The organism is Streptomyces regalis (assembly GCF_001509475.1).
Lineage (GTDB): Bacteria > Actinomycetota > Actinomycetes > Streptomycetales > Streptomycetaceae > Streptomyces > Streptomyces regalis.
In genome coordinates this window covers 15,212-33,243 of record NZ_LLZG01000387.1, presented here as the reverse complement: position 1 = coordinate 33,243, position 18,032 = coordinate 15,212, and the positions used below count along the sequence as shown (strand labels likewise).

Below are 18,032 nucleotides of genomic sequence, written 5' to 3'. Positions count from 1 at the left end.
GGCTGTGTTCGAATTGTTCACTCTCGGGGCTCGTTGTGATGAAACGCGCTCTTCATCGAAACGGCCTGCGGACTTCACAGATCCCCCTTACTGTCTACACAGTTCTGCGACAGATGTGACGCGCTGTCGCGACAGGGGGCATTGGGGGATCTGGGGGGATTCTGTTGCTGACGTCTGTCTTCATCGCTGCCGTTTCGCTGGCCTTGTTCTGGATGGCGGCCTTCACCTTGTGGTGGCAGATGCACGCGTGGCGCACGCCCGAAGTGCTCGCCTCCACCCGCTTCAGCAGACCGGACGGCGGCGAGCACGTGTCGTTCTCGCTGCTGTTGCCGGCCCGGCACGAACAGGCCGTGCTGGACCACACCATCCAGCGCCTGCTGGAGTCGACCCACACCGACTTCGAGATCATCGTCATCGTCGGGCACGACGACCCGGAGACCACGGAGGTGGCGAACAAGGCCGCCGGTCGTGACCCGCGCGTCCGTGTCGTCGTCGACACCCACGAGAAGAAGAACAAGCCGAAGGCCATGAACACGGCGCTGCCGCACTGCCGCGGCGATGTCGTCGGGGTCTTCGACGCCGAGGACCAGGTCCACCCGGAGCTCCTCGCGCACGTGGACCACGCCTTCCGCACCACCGGCGCCGACGTCGTCCAGGGCGGGGTCCAGCTCATCAACTTCCACTCCAGCTGGTACAGCCTGCGCAACTGCCTGGAGTACTTCTTCTGGTTCCGCTCCCGGCTGCACCTGCACGCGCAGAAGGGGTTCATCCCGCTCGGCGGCAACACCGTCTTCGTACGGACCGATGTGCTGCGGGAAGCGGACGGCTGGGACCCGAACTGCCTGGCCGAGGACTGCGATCTCGGCGTCCGCCTGTCCAGCGTCGGCAAGAAGGTCGTCGTCGCCTACGACTCCGACATGGTGACCAAGGAGGAGACGCCCGGCAGCCTCATGTCGCTGCTGAAGCAGCGCACCCGCTGGAACCAGGGCTTCCTGCAGGTCTACCGGAAGAAGGACTGGAAGCAACTGCCCACCTTCGGGCAGCGGTTGCTCGCCCGGTACACCCTCATGACGCCGTTCATGCAGGCCTTCACCGGGCTCATCATCCCGCTCAACATCGCGATCGCCGTCTTCCTCGACGTGCCCGTGAGCGTCGCGTTCATCACCTTCCTGCCGGCCGTCACCGCGCTCGTCACCTTCGTCTTCGAGGTCGTAGGACTGCACGACTTCGGCAAGCAGTACGGGCTTCGCGTCCGCTTCGTCCACTACCTGAAGCTCATCGTGGGCGGTCCCTTCTACCAGGTGCTCCTCGCCGGGGCCGCAGTCCGCGCCGTATGGCGGGAGCAACGCGGCCGTAATGACTGGGAGTTGACCACCCACGTCGGCGCGCATCTGACCAGCGCCGAAGTGACCCGTGACCTCCGAGAGGACGTCCCTGCGTGACCTCCACCCTTCCCGCGGTGACCACTCCCCAGGTCCCCGCGCAGAGACAAGCTGTCCCTGAAACGCGTTCGATCGGCCGAACGGACCCGTCGAACCGTCTCCGCCGCCGCTCCTCCCGCCCCGACCTGATCCTGTGCGGCGTCCTCCTCGTCGCGATCCTCGTCGTCCAGGGCTGGAACATCGCCGACTACCCCACCCTCAGCGACGACGAGGGCACCTACCTCGCCCAGGCCTGGGCGGTCCAGGAGGGCCGGGGCCTCGCCCACTACACCTACTGGTACGACCACCCGCCCCTCGGCTGGATCCAGATAGCCCTGCTGACCTGGATACCGGCGGCCCTCAGCCCCGAGTCGATGACCGTCGGCACCATGCGCGCCGCGATGCTGGTCGTCAGCGCGGTCAGCGCGGTCCTGGTGTACGTCCTCGGGCGGCGGCTGTCCCTGCCGCGCTGGGCGGCCGGGCTCGGCATGGTCCTGTTCGGGCTTTCGCCCCTGTCGGTGGTCCTCCAGCGGGAGATCTTCCTCGACAACCTCGCGGTGATGTGGACGCTCCTCGCCTTCGCCCTCGCCGCCTCCCCGAGCCGCCACCTCTGGCACCACTTCGGCGCCGGGATCGCGGCCGCCACGGCCGTGCTGACCAAGGAGACGATGCTCTTCGTCCTCCCGGCGGTCCTCGTCACCATGTGGCGGCACAGCCACCGCGACACCCGTAAGTTCGCCCTGACCGGCGCGGTCACCGCATGCGTGCTGATCGGCCTCGCGTATCCCCTGTTCGCCCTGCTGAAGGGCGAGCTGTTCTCGGGCAGCGGGCACGTCTCGCTGTGGGACGGCATCAAGTACCAGATGACCAGGCCGGGGTCGGGTTTCATCCTCGACCAGGGTTCCGGCTCCCACGGCGTTCTGCACTCCTGGCTCTACTACGACCGCGTCCTCATCCTCGGCGGCCTCGCGGGCGGCCTGCTGCTCCTGGTCACCTGGCGCTGGTCGGTCACCGCCCGGGCGCTCGCCGGACCGTCGTTCGCGGTGGTGATCCTCGCCCTGGTGGCCATGCGCCCCAGCGGCTACCTGCCCGCGATGTACGTCATCCAGGCGCTCCCGTTCCTCGCCCTCGTCCTCGCCGGAGGAACGGCCTCCGTCGCCCACGCCGTACTGCGGCGCCGGCGCTCCGAGGCCGAGACGCGGTACGTCACCGGCGGGCGGTACGCCCTCGCGGCCGTCCTCGCGATCGCCGCCGGCGCCTATGTCGTCCCGCGCTGGTACGACGGCGACCGCACCGCCGTCACCGCCGACGCCAACGCGCCCTACCAGGCGGCCTCGAAGTGGCTGTCCACCGAGGTGGCGGACCCCGAGGACACCCGGGTGCTCGTCGACGACGCGCTGTGGCTGGACCTGGTGCACGCGGGCTACGAGCCAGGGCGCGGTGCCATCTGGTTCTACAAGGCCGACCTCGACCCGGCCGTGACGAAGACGATGCCGCGCGGCTGGAAGGACCTCGACTACGTCGTCGCCTCGCCGACGGTCCGGCGCGACGCGGTCGAGCTGCCCAACGTCAAGGCGGCCATGGAGCACTCGACGCCGGTCGCCGTGTTCGGCAGCGGCGAGGACCGCGTCGAGATCCGCCAGATCCAGACAGCCTCCGGAGGCGTTCGATGAGCCAGGAATACACCGCCCGCGAGGAGCTGGGCGATCCGGCCGTGGAGGCCTCAGAGGTGGCCGAGCCGGGTGCCGTCACCATCGTCGTACCGACCTTCAACGAGTCGGCGAACGTACGGCAGTTGCTGCACCAGATCACCGAGTCGGTGCCGTCCCGGCTGCCCTGCGAGGTCGTCTTCGTGGACGACTCCACCGACGACACCCCGCAGGTCATCAAGGAGGCGGCCCAGGACTGCCCGTTCCCCGTCACCGTCATCCACCGGGACGACCCCGTCGGCGGGCTCGGCGGCGCGGTCGTCGAGGGGATGAAGGCGGCCGGGTCGGACTGGATCGTGGTCATGGACGGCGACTGCCAGCATCCGCCGTCCCTGGTCCCGGAGCTGGTCGCCACCGGTGAGCGCGCGAACGCCGGGCTCGTCGTCGCCTCCCGGTACATCAAGGGCGGCAGCCGGGCCGGGCTCGCGGGCAGCTACCGCGTGGTCGTGTCGCGGGCGGCGACCTGGCTGACCAAGTCCCTCTTCCCGCGCCGGCTGCACGGCATCAGCGACCCGATGAGCGGCTTCTTCGCCATCCGCCGCAGCGACATCACCGCTCAGGCGTTGAAGCCGCTCGGCTACAAGATCCTGCTGGAGCTGGCCGTGCGGAGCCGCCCGCGCGCGGTCACCGAGGTGCCGTTCGTGTTCCAGGAGCGGTTCGCGGGGGAGTCCAAGTCCACGGCGGCGGAGGGACGCCGCTTCCTCCGGCACCTCGCCGGGCTGCGTACGGCGGACCCGCTGGCCCGGATGGTCGTGTTCGGGCTGATCGGGCTGACCGGCTTCGTGCCGAACCTGGCCGCGCTGTGGGCGATGACCCAGGCCGGGCTGCACTACCTCCCCGCGGAGATCGTCGCCAACCAGTTCGGCGTGGCCTGGAACTTCCTGCTCATCGAGAAGCTGCTGTTCCGCGACCGCCGCCGGCACCGCCACTGGGCCGACCGCACCGTACGGTTCGCGCTGCTCGCCAACGCCGACCTGGTGCTGCGCATCCCGCTGATCGCGCTGCTGGTGGGGCAGTTCGGACTGGCGGTGCTGCCGGCCACCGCGTGCGCCCTGGTCATCACGTTCGTCCTGCGCTTCGTCGGGACCGAAGCGCTGGTCTATCTGCCGCGCAGGAGCCGCACAGCAAGGAGTACCGCATGAGATCCAGACGGAGATCGGCCTTGTTGGCCGTCATGGGCCTCACCGGAGGCCTTCTCCTCTCCTCACCCCAGTCCGCCTCCGCCGCCAACCTCATCAAGAACCCCGGCTTCGAGACCGCCGGCACCGGCGACATGCCGTACTGCTGGGAGAAGTCCGGCTGGGGCGACAACGACTTCACCTTCGAGACGACGAGTGACGCCCACAGCGGATCCAAGGCGATGAAGGTGTCGCTCACCCGCCGGGTCGACGGTGACCGCAAGGCGCTGATCACCGAGTCGACGGAGTGCGCGCCGGTGGTGACCGTGGGCAAGCAGTACGACCTGTCGCTCTGGTACAAGACGACCACGCCGGACGCGAACATCACCCTGTTCCGGCATGACACCACCGCCGGCTGGCAGTACTGGAGCGATCTCAAGACGCTGGAGATGCAGTCGAGTTGGACCCAGGCCACGGTCCGCACCCCCGAGGTCCCGGCCGGCACCGATCGCATCACCTGGGGTGTCTCCGTGTACGGCACCGGCTCGGCGACCACCGACGACTACGCCATGGAGCAGGTGGCCGACCCGGTCCCGGACCCCGTGTGCACGGGCGCCCCGGAGCAGTGCGCGAACGGCAAGTGGGACGTGCTCCCCACGCAGAACCCGGTCCGCTCCATGCACTCCGTCGTCCTCAACAACGGCAAGGTGCTGCTGATCGCGGGCTCCGGCAACAGCGAGGAGCAGTTCAACGCGGGGACGTTCACGAGCGCGGTGTATGACCCGGCCAACGGCACCTACAAGGTCATTCCCACGCCGAAGGACATGTTCTGCGCCGGGCACGTCCAGCTGCAGGACGGGCGGGTGCTGGTGATGAGCGGCAACAAGGCGTATCCGGTGCCGGGCGGGCACGGCTACGAGGGGTTCAAGGACTCGTACGTCTTCGACCCGGCCACCGCGACGTACAGCAAGACGAACGACATGAACGACGGCCACTGGTACCCGTCGGCGACGGTCCTCGGCAACGGTGACGTCATCTCCTTCGGCGGCCTGCGCGAGGACTCCACCGGCTCGGTGACCGCCGAGCTGTTCTCGCAGGCCGAGCAGCAGTGGCAGCCGCTGTGGAAGGTCAACCAGACCTGGTCGTACTGGGGCCTGTACCCGTCGATGATCCTCATGCAGGACGGCCGCCTCTTCTACTCCGGCAGCCATGTCTTCGGCAACAACATCCCGGGCACGGGCAGCGCGATCTACGACTACGACGCCAACACGGTCACCCAGATCCCCGGCCTCCAGAACAAGGACGAGCGCGACCAGTCCGCGAGCGTGCTGCTGCCCCCGGCCCAGGACCAGAAGGTCCTCACCCTCGGCGGCGGCAACATCGACTCCAACCCGGACGCGAACCGACTCACCGACGTCATCGACCTCAAGCAGCCCAACCCGTCCTACCTCGCCGGCCCGCCGCTCCCGCAGGGCACCGTCGACCTCGGCGCCGGCAAGGTCCCCGAGACCGGCAACCAGGGCAAGATGTACGTCTCCGCCGTACTCCTGCCCGACGGCAAGGTCCTGGAGACGGGCGGCGCGCTGCACAACCGGGCCGACCCGGTGTACGAGTCGTCTCTCTACGACCCGGCGACCAACACCTTCGACCCGGTGGCGCCCGACCCGGAGGAGCGCGGCTACCACTCCTCCGCCTTCCTCCTGCCGGACGGCCGCGTGATGACCACGGGCGACAACCCGGGCAACGGCTCCTGGAACCACGACGTGTCGATCTACACCCCGCCCTATCTCCTCAAGGGCGAGCGCCCGACGATCACTTCGGTCATCGACACCGAGTGGACATACGGCGACACCCAGCGGATCACCGTCGACCGGCCCATCGCCAAGGCCGAGCTGATCCGCCCGGCCGCGGTCACCCACTCCTCCGACCCGAACCAGCGCTTCGTCGACCTGCCGCTGTCGGTGGATGGCAACAACATCGACCTGAACGTCACGAGCAACCCCAACCTGGCCCCGCCCGGCTGGTACATGCTCTTCGCGGTCGACGCCAACGGCATCCCGTCCGTGGCCAAGTGGGTACACCTCCAAGGCCCGCAGGCCCTGTCCGCCGCGGACGCCTCGGCACACCTCCACGACTTCGCCGACGACCTCAAGGGCAAGGTCACGGGCCCCGGCAAGAAGCGGAAGTCCCAGAAGGTCAGCCCGACCGTCTCCGGCTGCGACCGCCACTACGGCTCGATCAACGTCTGCGTGCCGACGGCGTTCCCGCCGACCGTGAAGGCGACGACGAAGTCCCGCTGCGACTGGCTGAAGGCGAACGACTACGGCCGCCTGAAGGTCAACGGCAGGGACGACCCGCTGCGGCTGGACCGGAACGGGGACGGAATCGCCTGCGGGAAGGGTGATGTGAGCAGGCGTTAGCTTTCCGCTCGTTCAGCTCGCGTAGTCGGTGAGGGCGCGCTCCACGATGGCCACCAGCTGTTCGTGGTGCGCGCCCTTCCAGTACGCGCGCCCGCACTGGGTGCACTGCGCGAAGACGTCGTACGACCGCTGCGTGCCGCCCTCCAGCTGGTCCGCCACCTCGTCCTTGGTGGCCTCCTTGAGCAGCCCGTTGCAGGCGGTGCAGCGCGTCCAGGGGCGCAGGTCGGGCCGGAACCGGTCCAGGACGTCCTGGAGCTGCTCCTCAGGCCGGGTGCTGTAGACGAACGCGCCGGCCCACAGCTCACGCCGGCGCAGCAGGCCCCGGTCCCGGCTCAGCATCACCCGCTGCTCGGCGGCCGAGCGGGCGGCGAGCGCCGGGTCGCCGATGTCCGTCGACTCGTACGCCGTGTCCACGCCGAGCAGACGCAGGCGGCGGGCGAGGGTGCCGAGGTGGACGTCGAGGAGGAAGCGCAGGGGAGCGCCGGGCACCCGCTGGGGGCGCTCGACGGGCCGGACCTCCACCCGGTCGCCGGCTGAGGGGACGTATGACGTCGGAACCTCGCGGCCGTCGACCCACAGGGCGCCGACCTCGGTCAGCGGGACGCCGGCCGACTCGACGACGTGGCCCAGGGACGAGACGCCGTCGGTGACGAGCGTCCGGCGCAGCGCACGCTGGACGAACAGGGCCAGCTCGGGGGCGAACTCGACGTGGATCTCGGGTCCGTTCACCTGGTCAGGATGTCATGGGGCCCGGGCCGGGGGCCTGCCCTTTTGCGGGCTGCGGCGGTGCGGCCTGCCGTTTCGGGAGGTCCTTGAAGGTGGCCAGGGTGCGGTCGATGAGTTCCGGCAGGTCGTCGCCGAAGTCGTGCTCGACCCAGTAGATCATCGTCTCCAGCATGGCCCCCATCAGGCCCATGGCGTAGACGCGCACCTCCAGGTCGTTCTCGTCACGGCCGGTGCGTTCCGCCAGGACCCGGCACATCAGGCGGCCCGTGACGGACATGCTCTCCATCAGGCGGGAGCGCAGCGCGGGGACCTCGACCATGAGCCGGGTGCGCAGGATCATCTCGTCCTGCTCGAAGTTCGGGCTGTCGGCGAGCGCCATGGTCAGCGCCTTGCGGACCGACCAGCGCAGCGACTCCAGGACCGGCTCGTCCTCGGGCCGTTCCCGCAGCAGGTCCTCCACCAGCGGGTCGTACTCGTCCGTCAGGACGATGTCCTCCTTGGTGGGGAAGTAACGGAAGACGGTGCTCGGCGAGACCTCGGCGCGCTCCGCGATCTGCTCGACGGTGGTGGCCTCGTACCCCTGCTCCCTGATCAGGGCGTAGGTGGCGTCCCTGATGGCGATGCGCGTCTTGATCTTCTTGCGCTCCCGCAGGCTCAGATGGCGAGCCGCGTCGGGAACAGGGGTTCGTGCCGTGGTCATGTCGCTCATTGTCGTTCATCGGCCTCCCGGGGGACCACGACCGGAGCCGGGGGCTCTTCCTGCCGGGCCGGTTCGGCGGGCCGTGTGTTCGGCAGCAGCAGCGCCGTCAGTGCCGCCGTCACCAGGGCGGCGATGCCGCAGACGACCAGCACCGTGGCCATGCCGTCCACGTACGCGGCGTCGGCGGAGCGGGCGAGGGCGGGCAGGCCGAGCTGCTCGGCGACGGCGTGAGCGCCGCTGAGCGAGTCGCGCGCCGCGTCCGCGGCCGCCTCGGGAAGGCCGCCGGTGTCGATCCGGTCGCCGTAGGCGCCCGCGACCAGGCTGCCCAGCAGTGCGATGCCGATGGCGCCGCCCACCTGCCGCAGCGTCATCAGCAGCCCCGAGCCGCTGCCCGCCTCGTCGGCGGGGATGCCGCCGAGCGCCGCGTCCATCGCCGGCACCATCGCCAGGCCGAAGCCCAGGCCGGCGATGGTCAGCCACAGCGCGGTGAAGCCGTAGTCGCTGCCGGTGTCGGTCCGCGAGCCGAGCAGGGCGGCGAAGCACAGCACCACCAGGCCTGCGGTGACCACCGGGCGCGGTCCCATCGGCTGGACGAGGGCGGTGCTGGCCCGCGCGGAGACCATGAGGCCGCCCATCATCGGCAGCAGCCTGAGCCCGGTGCCGAAGGCGTCGCTGCCGCCGACCTCCTGCAGATACGTCGGGAGCATGAACAGCAGCCCGGAGAAGACGAAGGTGCCGAGCGTCGCGGCGAGGCTGTTGAACAGGAAACCGCGGTGGGCGAGCAGCTTCAGGTCGAGCATGGGGCGTACGGCCCGCCGCTCGCGCAGGACCAGCCCGGCGAGCAGCGCCGCGGCCATCGCGAACGAGCCGAGCACGACAGCGCTGCCCCAGCCGCGTTCGGGTGCCTCGATGATGCCGAACACCAGGGCGCCGAGCCCGAACGCGCTGAACGCGGTGGACAGGGTGTCGACCCGGGGTGAGGACGGGTCGCGGGACTCGGGCAGCAGGAAGAGGCAGGCGATGATCCCGATGGCGGCCATCGGGATGTTGATCAGGAAGATCGAGCCCCACCAGTAGTGGTCCAGCAGCAGCCCGCCGACGAGCGGCCCGAGCGGCATTCCCGCGGCCATGGAGGCGGTGACCGCGGCGACCGCTTTGCCGCGCTCCTCCTCGCCGAACATCGACGGCAGCACGGACAGGCCGAGCGGGATCACCAGCGTGGCCCCGAGGCCCATGACCGAACGGGCGGCGATGACCAGCTCCGGGGTGTCGACGACAGTGCCGAACAGGGATCCGGCGAGGAAGACCACGAGCCCCGCGATCAGCATCCTGCGCCGCCCGAAGCGGTCGCCGAGCAGCCCGGCGGGGAGCATCAGCGCCGCGAACACGACGACGTACGAGTCGACGATCCACTGCAACTCGCCGCTGCTCGCCCCGAGTTGCCCGGCCATCGTGGGCAGCGCCACGTTCAGGATCGTCAGGTCGAAACCGAGGACGAGCATGCTCGCGACCAGGGCGCCCAGCGCCCACCAGCGGCGGGGATCACCTTGTACGGCACCCCGTTGAGTGACAGTAGCCATGAAATGAGAGTAGCTCTCAAAAGAGTGGAGATGTCAATTGATTTGGGCATGAAAAAGGGCCACGGCTCGGAAGCCGTGGCCCTTTCCTGAGCGGTGCAGCTACGCGTGCTGGTACGCCACCAGCGAGATCCCCACGTAGTGCACGACGAACGCGGCCAGCGTGAAGGAGTGGAAGACCTCGTGGAAGCCGAACCAGCGCGGTGACGGGTTCGGGCGCTTGATGCCGTAGATCACGCCGCCCGCGCTGTAGAGGACGCCGCCGACGATCACCAGGACGAGGACCGCGATGCCGCCGGTGCGCATGAAGTCCGGCAGGAAGAAGACGGCCGCCCAGCCCATCGCGATGTAGCAGGGCGTGTAGAGCCAGCGCGGGGCGCCGACCCAGAACACCCGGAAGATGATGCCCGCCGCGGCTGCGGCCCAGATGCCCCACAGCAGCCACTGGCCCTTGGTCTCCGGCAGGAGCAGCATCGTCAGCGGCGTGTAGGTGCCCGCGATGATCAGGAAGATGTTCGCGTGGTCGAGCCTGCGCAGGATGCCGTCCATGCGCGGGCTCCAGTTGCCCCGGTGGTACAGCGCGCTCACGCCGAACAGCAGGCAGGCGGTGAGGGCGTAGATCCCGCAGGCGAGACGGCCTCTGGGTGAGTCCGCGAGGGCGGTGAGCGCCAGGCCCGCGACGAGCGCGGCCGGGAACATGCCGAGATGCAGCCAGCCCCGGAGCTTGGGTTTGATCTCGTCCGTGAGCTGCTGGGCGTGGTGGGCGATCTGGTGCGGCAGGGAGGACGCGGCGGGACCGCGGCCGGCGGCCGGTGTGTCCGAGGGCGCGTCGGGGGCGGGCGACGTCATGCGGGGCATCGTACCTACGGAACCGTAAGTTACGTATCAGGGCGGCCAGATGACCGCCCGGAAGTGGCCATCGTCTCATGGGGTACCCGGGATGGGCGCACCCGGGGTGAAGCCGTGGTGACGCATCGAAAACATCTGGATGAGTGGCGATGCTCACGCCGCTCACCTGTGACGCCCTCTGGACATATGGGCGGACGCGTCGGATGATCAAATGAGTGCGGTCGGCACCGGATGAGCGCGGAAGATCAGAACAGCGGGTCAGTCCGTGAAGCATCCGGGTCGTGGCCCCCACGGGGCACACAAGGGCATATTCAGGACAAAATCCCTCACTTAGGAGCAACCGTGGCGCGCGACATCGCGGCTCCCCCCGTCGTCCCCACAAAACACCGGGCACTGATTTCGTGGGTGAACGAGATCGCTGAACTGACGCAGCCGGACAGCGTGGTCTGGTGTGACGGATCCGAGGCCGAGTACGACCGCCTGAGCGAGGAACTCGTCGCGAAGGGCACCTTCAAGAAGCTCGACCCGATCAAGCGCCCCAACTCCTACTACGCGGCCTCCGACCCGACCGACGTCGCGCGCGTCGAGGACCGGACCTTCATCTGCTCCGAGAAGGAGCAGGACGCGGGGCCGACGAACCACTGGATGGACCCCGCCGAGATGCGTGAGGTCTTCTCCGGCGAGAAGGGCGTCTTCCGCGGCTCGATGCGCGGCCGGACGATGTACGTCGTCCCGTTCTGCATGGGCCCCCTCGGCTCGCAGCTCTCCGCGATCGGCGTCGAGATCACCGACTCCGCCTACGTCGCCGTCTCCATGCGCACCATGACCCGTATGGGTCAGGCCGTCCTCGACGAGCTCGGTGAGGACGGCTTCTTCGTGAAGGCCGTGCACTCCGTCGGCGCCCCGCTGGAGGAAGGCCAGGAGGACGTCCCCTGGCCCTGCAACCGGACCAAGTACATCTCCCACTTCCCCGAGAGCCGCGAGATCTGGTCCTACGGCTCCGGCTACGGCGGCAACGCCCTGCTCGGCAAGAAGTGCTACGCCCTGCGCATCGCGTCGGTGATGGCCCGTGACGAGGGCTGGCTCGCCGAGCACATGCTGATCCTCAAGCTCACCCCGCCGCAGGGCGAGTCCAAGTACGTGGCGGCGGCCTTCCCCTCCGCCTGCGGCAAGACCAACCTCGCCATGCTGGAGCCCACCATCTCCGGCTGGACCGTCGAGACGATCGGCGACGACATCGCCTGGATGCGCTTCGGCGAGGACGGCCGCCTGTACGCCATCAACCCCGAGGCCGGCTTCTTCGGCGTCGCGCCCGGCACCGGTGAGCACACCAACGCCAACGCGATGAAGACGCTGTGGGGCAACTCGGTCTTCACCAACGTGGCGCTGACGGACGACAACGACATCTGGTGGGAGGGCATGACGGAGGAGACTCCGGCCCACCTGACGGACTGGAAGGGCAACGACTGGACGCCTGAGTCCGAGACCCCGGCCGCCCACCCCAACGCCCGCTTCACCGTCCCGGCTTCCCAGTGCCCGATCATCGCGCCCGAGTGGGAGGACCCCAAGGGCGTGCCGATCTCGGCGATCCTCTTCGGCGGGCGCCGCGCCACCGCCGTACCGCTGGTGACGGAGTCCTTCGACTGGAACCACGGCGTGTTCCTCGGCGCCAATGTGGCCTCCGAGAAGACCGCCGCCGCCGAGGGCAAGGTCGGCGAGCTGCGCCGCGACCCGTTCGCGATGCTGCCCTTCTGCGGCTACAACATGGGCGACTACATGGCCCACTGGGTCGACGTGGCCAAGGACAAGGACCAGTCGAAGCTGCCGAAGATCTACTACGTCAACTGGTTCCGCAAGAACGACGAGGGCAAGTTCGTCTGGCCCGGCTTCGGCGAGAACAGCCGCGTCCTGAAGTGGATCGTCGAGCGCCTGGAGGGCAAGGCGGAGGGCGTCGAGACCCCGATCGGCGTCCTGCCGGCCAAGGCGGCCCTCGACACCGACGGTCTCGAACTGGCCGACTCCGACCTCGACTTCCTGCTCACCGTCGACAAGGAGATCTGGCGCGAGGAGGCCGCGCTCGTCCCCGACCACCTCAACACCTTCGGCGACCACACGCCGAAGGAGCTGTGGGACGAGTACCGCGCGCTGGTGCAGCGCCTGGGCTGAGGCCCGCCCGAAAGACTCCGCGGCCGGCACGGATGTGCCCTGACCAGTGATCGTCACGGCCGGCCGCGGTGCGTACCGGCGAGGTTCCGTACAACGGCGTGCGGAGCCCTGGGCCTGTCGTCGCGTCCCCGTCCGCCCCGACGGGAAGGCGACGGCAGGCCTTCGCCCGCAACAACACGCCATCTTTGTGCGGCACGCCCCCTTGATCAGTGGATCTTCACGGCTGTTACATATTCCACACAGGTGCACCACTCATCCCAGTGGGCACCAACACAGCCTGTGGGGGGCACAGTTGAATACTGCACACCGTCCCAGACGTCTCGCGGCCGCCGTCCTCGCCGCCGCACTCGCCGGGACCGGACTCACCGTGGCCGTCGCGCCCGCGGCGCACGCCGCCGCGGGCGACAGCGTGGCCAAGCTGCCGTTCACCTCGTACTCGGCACTGGCCGTCGACAACGTCCACCAGCGTGTCTTCCTCGCCGACGCCAACGTCGGCTCCAGCTCCAACACCGGGCAGATCGCCGTCTACACCTTCGCGGGCGAGCGCATCTCCACCATCAGCGTGTCGTACCACGTCTCCGGCCTGGCGCTCAGCGCCGACGCGAGCACCCTCTACGTCGGCGAGCGCTACCGGCTCTTCACCTACGACACCACCACGCTCGCGCTCAAGACCGCGACCGGCGTCAACACCGACCAGTGCGGGCGCGAGGTCGTCGTCGCGGGCGGCAAGCCGTACTACACCTCGCAGTACACCGACTACCCCGCCCAGTGCTCCACGGCGACCTCCTACCTGGACACGGCCGCAGGCGGAGCCTGGCAGCGCACCGGTTGGAACGACGCCGGCAAGCTCCTGCTGGAGAGCGGCCCGAACGACACCTTCGTGATGGGCCAGGCACTCAACTCCTCGGCGGCCAACCCGTTCGTCAGCGTCTTCGACGGCAGCGGCGAGACCCCCGTACGGAACGCCACCCGCCGGTTCGCCGACGCCGACGGGAAGGGCGCCCTGAACCTCAAGGACATCGCCGTCTCCCCGGACGGCGCGAAGGTCGCCCTCGCCGACGCCGCGGCCGGCACCCGGCTGCTGAACACCGGCGACCTGTCGGAGGCGGCGACCGGCTACCAGGCCCTGCCCGCGGGCGCCACCGCCAGCTCCGTCGCCTTCGGCGGCGACGGCAAGTACATCGCGCGCGGCGCCTCGGCCACCGGCTCGACCCCCGACCTGCTGGTGCAGCCCGCCGACCCGAGCGACGCCACCGCCCCGCTGGAGTTCGTCTTCGAGGGCAGCCAGGACGGCGACCGGGTCGTGCCGCGCGGCATGGAGTGGTCCGCCGACGGCTCCCGCCTGTTCGCGGTCACCACCAACACGGCCGGCAACCAGTACTGGCTGCACATCATCCAGCCCCCGGCCGTCCAGTACGACGCCCGTTTCACCGGCGGCCTCACGCACAGCCCCGCCCAGGCCGTCGCCGGTGAGCCGCTGGCCGTGCGCGGCAAGCTGGAGCAGGACGGCCCGGCGCCCGCCGAGCCCCTGAAGGTCAAGGCGACCCGCACCGACGCCACCGGCACCCACGACCTGGGCACCTTCACCGTCAAGGCCGACGGCACCTTCACCGTCCTCGACGAGCCCGACCTCATCGGCGACGCCACCTACACCGTCTCCTACCTCGGCGACCTGACCCACCGCCCCGCCGAGGACATCACCACCACGGTGAACGTCGGCAAGGCGCCCACCTCGATCGCGCTCACCGCGCCCGAGGAGGGCTCGCTGAGCACGGGCGTCCAGATCACCGGCACCTTCACCGCGCAGGGCAAGACGCTGCCCGACCGGGCGGTCCTCAAGGTCACCCGGACCGACCGGCTCGGCACCGGCACGCTGTCGTCGGTGACCGTCGCCGCCGACGGCACCTTCACGATCGACGACCTGCCGCGCACCCGGGGCGACGCGGACTACACGGTCAGCTGGCCGGGTGATGACCTGCACACCGGGTCCTCCGCCTCGGCGACGGTGTACGTCAGGCGGTAAGGCCGCCGCCGGTCCCGCCCCGGTCCTCCAGATACCGGGTGTGGGACTCCTGGCGGCGGGCCTCCGCCTCGCGCAGGCCCGCCGCCAGCCGCTCGGCGTCCTTCTTCAACAGACCGAGCTGACGCTCCAGATGCAGCTCGGGCGACTCGGTGCCGGGCGTCATCCGCGTCCACCACCGCGTCCGTACGAAGCTGTCGACGGCCTCGGGAAGATCGCGCCGCACGATCCGGGAGAGCACGTGCACGCCTTCCGGATCGTGCGCGAGCAGCTCGGCCACCCAGCCCCGGTCGAGCAACGCCGCCAGCAGCTCGGTGAGTTCCCGCAGCCGTGCGGCGGCCGTCACCGACAGCTCGACGCCCGTCAGATAACCGCGCAGCTTCTCGAAGTCGCCCCGCAGTTCGTCGAGCTGGGCCGACGGATCCGGGAAGTCGGGCAGCGCGGGCCGCTCCGGCGGGGCGATCAGCGCGCCCGCGCCGTACAGACCCGCGACCACGACGGGCCAGTACGGTCCCGCCACCCCCGTGAAGGTCAGCACCAGCCCGACCAGCCCGCCCGCGCTCCCGGCGAGGTTCTTGCGGGACTCCAGGTACGCCAACGCCTTACTGGTAGCCACGGATCTCCTCGAAGGCGCCGTCCAGCGAGCCCTCCTGGGCGTCGAAGAGGCGGCCGCCGGTCAGCTCGGCGATGTGCTCCAGTTCGGACCGGTCGGAGTCGCCGAAGAGGATGGGGAAGACGGGCGTCTCCCGCCGGGCGCGGTCGAGCCCGGCGTAGAAGGCGTCGAAGTCCGCCGCCTCGGCGCCGGTGGTGTTCTCGCCGTCCGTCATCAGCACGACCGACGTGAACGTGTCCCTTCCGGACCGTCCGGAGCCCAGATGGTCGTACGCCTTCTCCAGCGAGGTGTAGATCGCCGTGTCGCCCTCGGCGGACAGCGCCTCGGTGTCCTTGCGGATCCCCGCCGGCCCGGACTTCGGTTCGGCCGGCTCCACGACATGCGTGCGCACGCTCTTCACGTCCGACCCGAAGGGCATCAGCGTGACCTCCTCACGCTCGCGGAAGTCGCCGGTGAGGTCGGTGAGCGCCTGCTTCAGCTGCTCCAAGCGGTCGCCCTCCATGGAGCCCGAGGTGTCGAGGACGTAGACCGTCCTGGACGGGCGGCGCAGCTCGTTCTCGTACGAGTCGAGCAGGCCGTCGGCGACGGAACGGCTGCCCGGGAAGGGCAGTTCGCGCCGCCGGCTGGTGTCCAGGCCGGACTCGGGTGGGACGGAGGCGACGACCGGGCGGCGATGGGTGCGCTCGGTGATCAGCCGCTGGACGTCCTCGGTGCGCAGGGCCTCGGTGAGGCGGCGGACGTCCTCACGGGTCGCGGCGCTCGTCGACGCGAGGGAGGAGAGGGGGTAGTCGGCGGTGACGACGCCGTCGCGGGGGCGGATCACGGTCAGGCCCCGGATGCCCTTGAGGACGGACTCGTAGTTGAGCAGCGCGTCGACGTTCCCGCGCCGTTGGTACGCCGTCGCCAGCCAGCCCGACGAACCCGATGTCAGCTTCTGCCCCTGGAAGAACTCCTTCAGCCGGGGCGTGGCCTTGGTGACGTCCGCGTCGGTGAGCGCGGACTGGGCGTCGGAGAGGGCCGAGGCGACGGAGACGAGGGCGGCGAAACCGGAGTTGGAACGGGCGGGGTCGGTCATGCCGTACGTCAGTTTCCCGTCCTGCACGGCCTGGTCGATCTGCGACCAGGTGACGTCCTCCGGCTTCCACCCGAGCCTGCCGAGTGCCGTGGACCTGACGCCGATGGCCACCGGGCTCGACATGACCGGCGTCTCGGACACGACCTTCTTCGCCGCGTCGGGCCGCAGGCGCAGATAGTCGTTGGAGGACAGCCACAGGGCGTCGTACTGCCCGTCCGTCTTGCCCTTCGCCAGCAGTTCGACGGCGTCGAGGGTGCCCATGTAGGTGGGCCGCACCTTGATGCCGGTGTCGTCGGCGATCCGGTCGAGCACCGGGGTCATGTCACTGAGCTCGCTGGAGGCGAGGACGCGGAGGGTGCCGGGCTGCGGGGCGTTCGGGTGCTCGGCGGCCTTGTCCGCTTCCGAGGTGCAGGCGGTCAGCAGGGCCAGCGCGGCGAGCGTGGGTGCGAGGAGTCGTGCTCTCATCCGAGCCCACCCTCCAGCGTGCCCTGGGAGCGGCTGCGCTCCAAGTAGACGCTCGCGTGCTGCAGTTCGGCGGTCAGGTTCTCCACCGTCGTCGCCATCGCCTCGGTCGCCTGGACCTTGTAGGTGTCGATGGCGTCGAGCGTGCGGTAGATCTGCTGGAAGGCGCTTCGGAGGGTCTCCGCTCCCACCGCCGGGTCGGCGGCGATGCGCTGGATCTCGCCGCTCTGCGTGGCGAGCATCTCGGCGTTGCCCCGGATGAGGTCCTCGGTGGTGCCGCGCAGGGCGTTGACCTGCTCGATGACCTTCTTCTGGTTGTCGAGGGCGGAGGCCAGCATCACGGAGATCCGCAGCGCCGAGACGGTGGTCGTGGCCGCCCGGTCGACGCCCTTGATCAGCTCCTCGTTGTTGCGTCGTACGACGTCCATGGCGAGGTAGCCCTGCGCGCACACCGCGAGCTGGGTGAGCAGGTCCTGGTGCTTCTGCCGGACGGGGAAGAGCACGTCGGCCCGGAGGGAGTCCGCCTGCTGCGGGTCGCTCGCGTCGACCCCGGCGATGTGCTGCTCGACGGCGCTGTCCAGGGCCTGAGTCAGGACGACGTACTCCTGGAGCTTGCCCATGGTCTCCCACAGGCGGACCCGCTCGGTCTGCAACGCGGCGTTGTCGCGGCGCAGTTCGTCCTGTCCGCCGCGCAGCGAGCCCACGATCTTGTTCAACGTGCCCTGTGCGGAGGCGTACTTGGCCACGTGGTCGCGCAGCTTGTTGCCACCGGGCAGCCGGGACAGGAACTTGCGCCCCTTGGACGCGGGCAGGTCGCGCGGGTCCAGGTCCTCGACCACCCGCCGCAGTTCGACGAGAGACCCGGCCACCTGGGACTGGGCGTCACCGCCGTTGGACGGCAGGCTCCGCACGGTCCGCTCCAGCATGCGGTTGGACTGGGCGGCGGCGGTGCGCATCTCGCCGGCGCCGAGGGCGGTGATCTCGCCGACCTTGCCGGCGAACTCGGGGGACCGGGCGTCGAGCGCCGCGAGCCCCTCGATGTAGGCGGAGGCCTTCTTGGCCATGTCGGTACGGACGGCGTCGTCGACGGGGACGAGCCCGCCCGCCTTCTCCCGCGGCACCGTGGTCACGGGCTCGGGCGGCGTGAGGACGAAGGTGTCGTCGTCGCTGTTCATG

The 18,032-nt window shown here is 69.7% G+C and carries 13 protein-coding genes; 6 read left to right on the top strand and 7 right to left on the bottom strand.

Annotation, left to right across the window (positions count from 1 at the left end):
- Nucleotides 1-164: 164 nt before the first annotated feature.
- Genes ADL12_RS39415 through ADL12_RS39400 form a run of 4 tightly spaced genes read left to right on the top strand, consistent with a single transcriptional unit; the run spans nt 165 to nt 6,668 of the window.
- Nucleotides 165-1,442, top strand: a complete 1,278-nt coding sequence (locus tag ADL12_RS39415; protein WP_062712276.1) for a glycosyltransferase — start codon at nt 165-167, stop codon at nt 1,440-1,442.
- Nucleotides 1,439-3,094: an ArnT family glycosyltransferase gene (locus ADL12_RS39410; RefSeq protein ID WP_062712273.1), complete on the top strand. Its 1,656-nt coding sequence runs from the start codon at nt 1,439-1,441 to the stop codon at nt 3,092-3,094. Before ADL12_RS39415 ends, ADL12_RS39410 begins: the two co-directional genes overlap by 4 nt.
- Nucleotides 3,091-4,272, top strand: coding sequence for a glycosyltransferase (locus tag ADL12_RS39405; protein ID WP_062712270.1), 1,182 nt, complete (start codon nt 3,091-3,093; stop codon nt 4,270-4,272). Before ADL12_RS39410 ends, ADL12_RS39405 begins: the two co-directional genes overlap by 4 nt.
- Nucleotides 4,269-6,668: a galactose oxidase early set domain-containing protein gene (locus ADL12_RS39400; RefSeq protein ID WP_062712266.1), complete on the top strand. Its 2,400-nt coding sequence runs from the start codon at nt 4,269-4,271 to the stop codon at nt 6,666-6,668. Before ADL12_RS39405 ends, ADL12_RS39400 begins: the two co-directional genes overlap by 4 nt.
- A 12-nt stretch (nt 6,669-6,680) precedes the next feature.
- Here the strand turns inward: ADL12_RS39400 and ADL12_RS39395 are convergent, their stop codons facing one another.
- The 4 genes from ADL12_RS39395 to trhA all read right to left on the bottom strand — a co-directional run bounded on the left by ADL12_RS39395 (nt 6,681) and on the right by trhA (nt 10,520).
- Entirely contained in the window at nt 6,681-7,397 is a 717-nt protein-coding gene (locus tag ADL12_RS39395) for a Mut7-C RNAse domain-containing protein (RefSeq protein WP_062712263.1), read from the bottom strand.
- Between the two features lie 4 nt (nt 7,398-7,401).
- Nucleotides 7,402-8,094 (bottom strand): TetR/AcrR family transcriptional regulator, encoded by a 693-nt coding sequence (locus ADL12_RS39390; RefSeq protein ID WP_079052519.1) that lies wholly within the window; start codon nt 8,092-8,094, stop codon nt 7,402-7,404.
- A gap of 5 nt (nt 8,095-8,099) precedes the next feature.
- Entirely contained in the window at nt 8,100-9,674 is a 1,575-nt protein-coding gene (locus ADL12_RS39385) for an MFS transporter (protein ID WP_079052517.1), read from the bottom strand.
- A 99-nt stretch (nt 9,675-9,773) separates the two neighbouring features.
- Nucleotides 9,774-10,520: a PAQR family membrane homeostasis protein TrhA gene (gene trhA, locus ADL12_RS39380; protein WP_062712258.1), complete on the bottom strand. Its 747-nt coding sequence runs from the start codon at nt 10,518-10,520 to the stop codon at nt 9,774-9,776.
- Between the two features lie 342 nt (nt 10,521-10,862).
- Between trhA and ADL12_RS39375 the strand changes: the two genes are divergently transcribed.
- A complete protein-coding gene (locus tag ADL12_RS39375; RefSeq protein ID WP_062712255.1) occupies nt 10,863-12,686 on the top strand; it encodes a phosphoenolpyruvate carboxykinase (GTP) in 1,824 nt (607 codons plus the stop codon).
- 292 nt (nt 12,687-12,978) lie between these two features.
- Nucleotides 12,979-14,709, top strand: coding sequence for a hypothetical protein (locus ADL12_RS39370; protein WP_062712252.1), 1,731 nt, complete (start codon nt 12,979-12,981; stop codon nt 14,707-14,709).
- On the opposite strand, the gene ADL12_RS39365 is transcribed toward ADL12_RS39370, so the two are convergent.
- The 3 genes from ADL12_RS39365 to ADL12_RS39355 are packed head-to-tail and all read right to left on the bottom strand — an operon-like array spanning nt 14,699 to nt 18,031.
- Complete coding sequence (locus ADL12_RS39365) at nt 14,699-15,304, bottom strand: hypothetical protein (protein WP_062712249.1); 606 nt, start codon at nt 15,302-15,304, stop codon at nt 14,699-14,701. The genes ADL12_RS39370 and ADL12_RS39365 overlap by 11 nt on opposite strands.
- A 4-nt stretch (nt 15,305-15,308) precedes the next feature.
- Nucleotides 15,309-16,859 carry a substrate-binding and vWA domain-containing protein gene (locus ADL12_RS39360; protein ID WP_062712246.1) on the bottom strand — a complete coding sequence of 517 codons (1,551 nt, stop codon included), beginning with the start codon at nt 16,857-16,859 and terminating at the stop codon, nt 15,309-15,311.
- Nucleotides 16,856-18,031 carry a toxic anion resistance protein gene (locus ADL12_RS39355; protein ID WP_062712243.1) on the bottom strand — a complete coding sequence of 392 codons (1,176 nt, stop codon included), beginning with the start codon at nt 18,029-18,031 and terminating at the stop codon, nt 16,856-16,858. Before ADL12_RS39355 ends, ADL12_RS39360 begins: the two co-directional genes overlap by 4 nt.
- Nucleotide 18,032 lies beyond the last annotated feature (1 nt).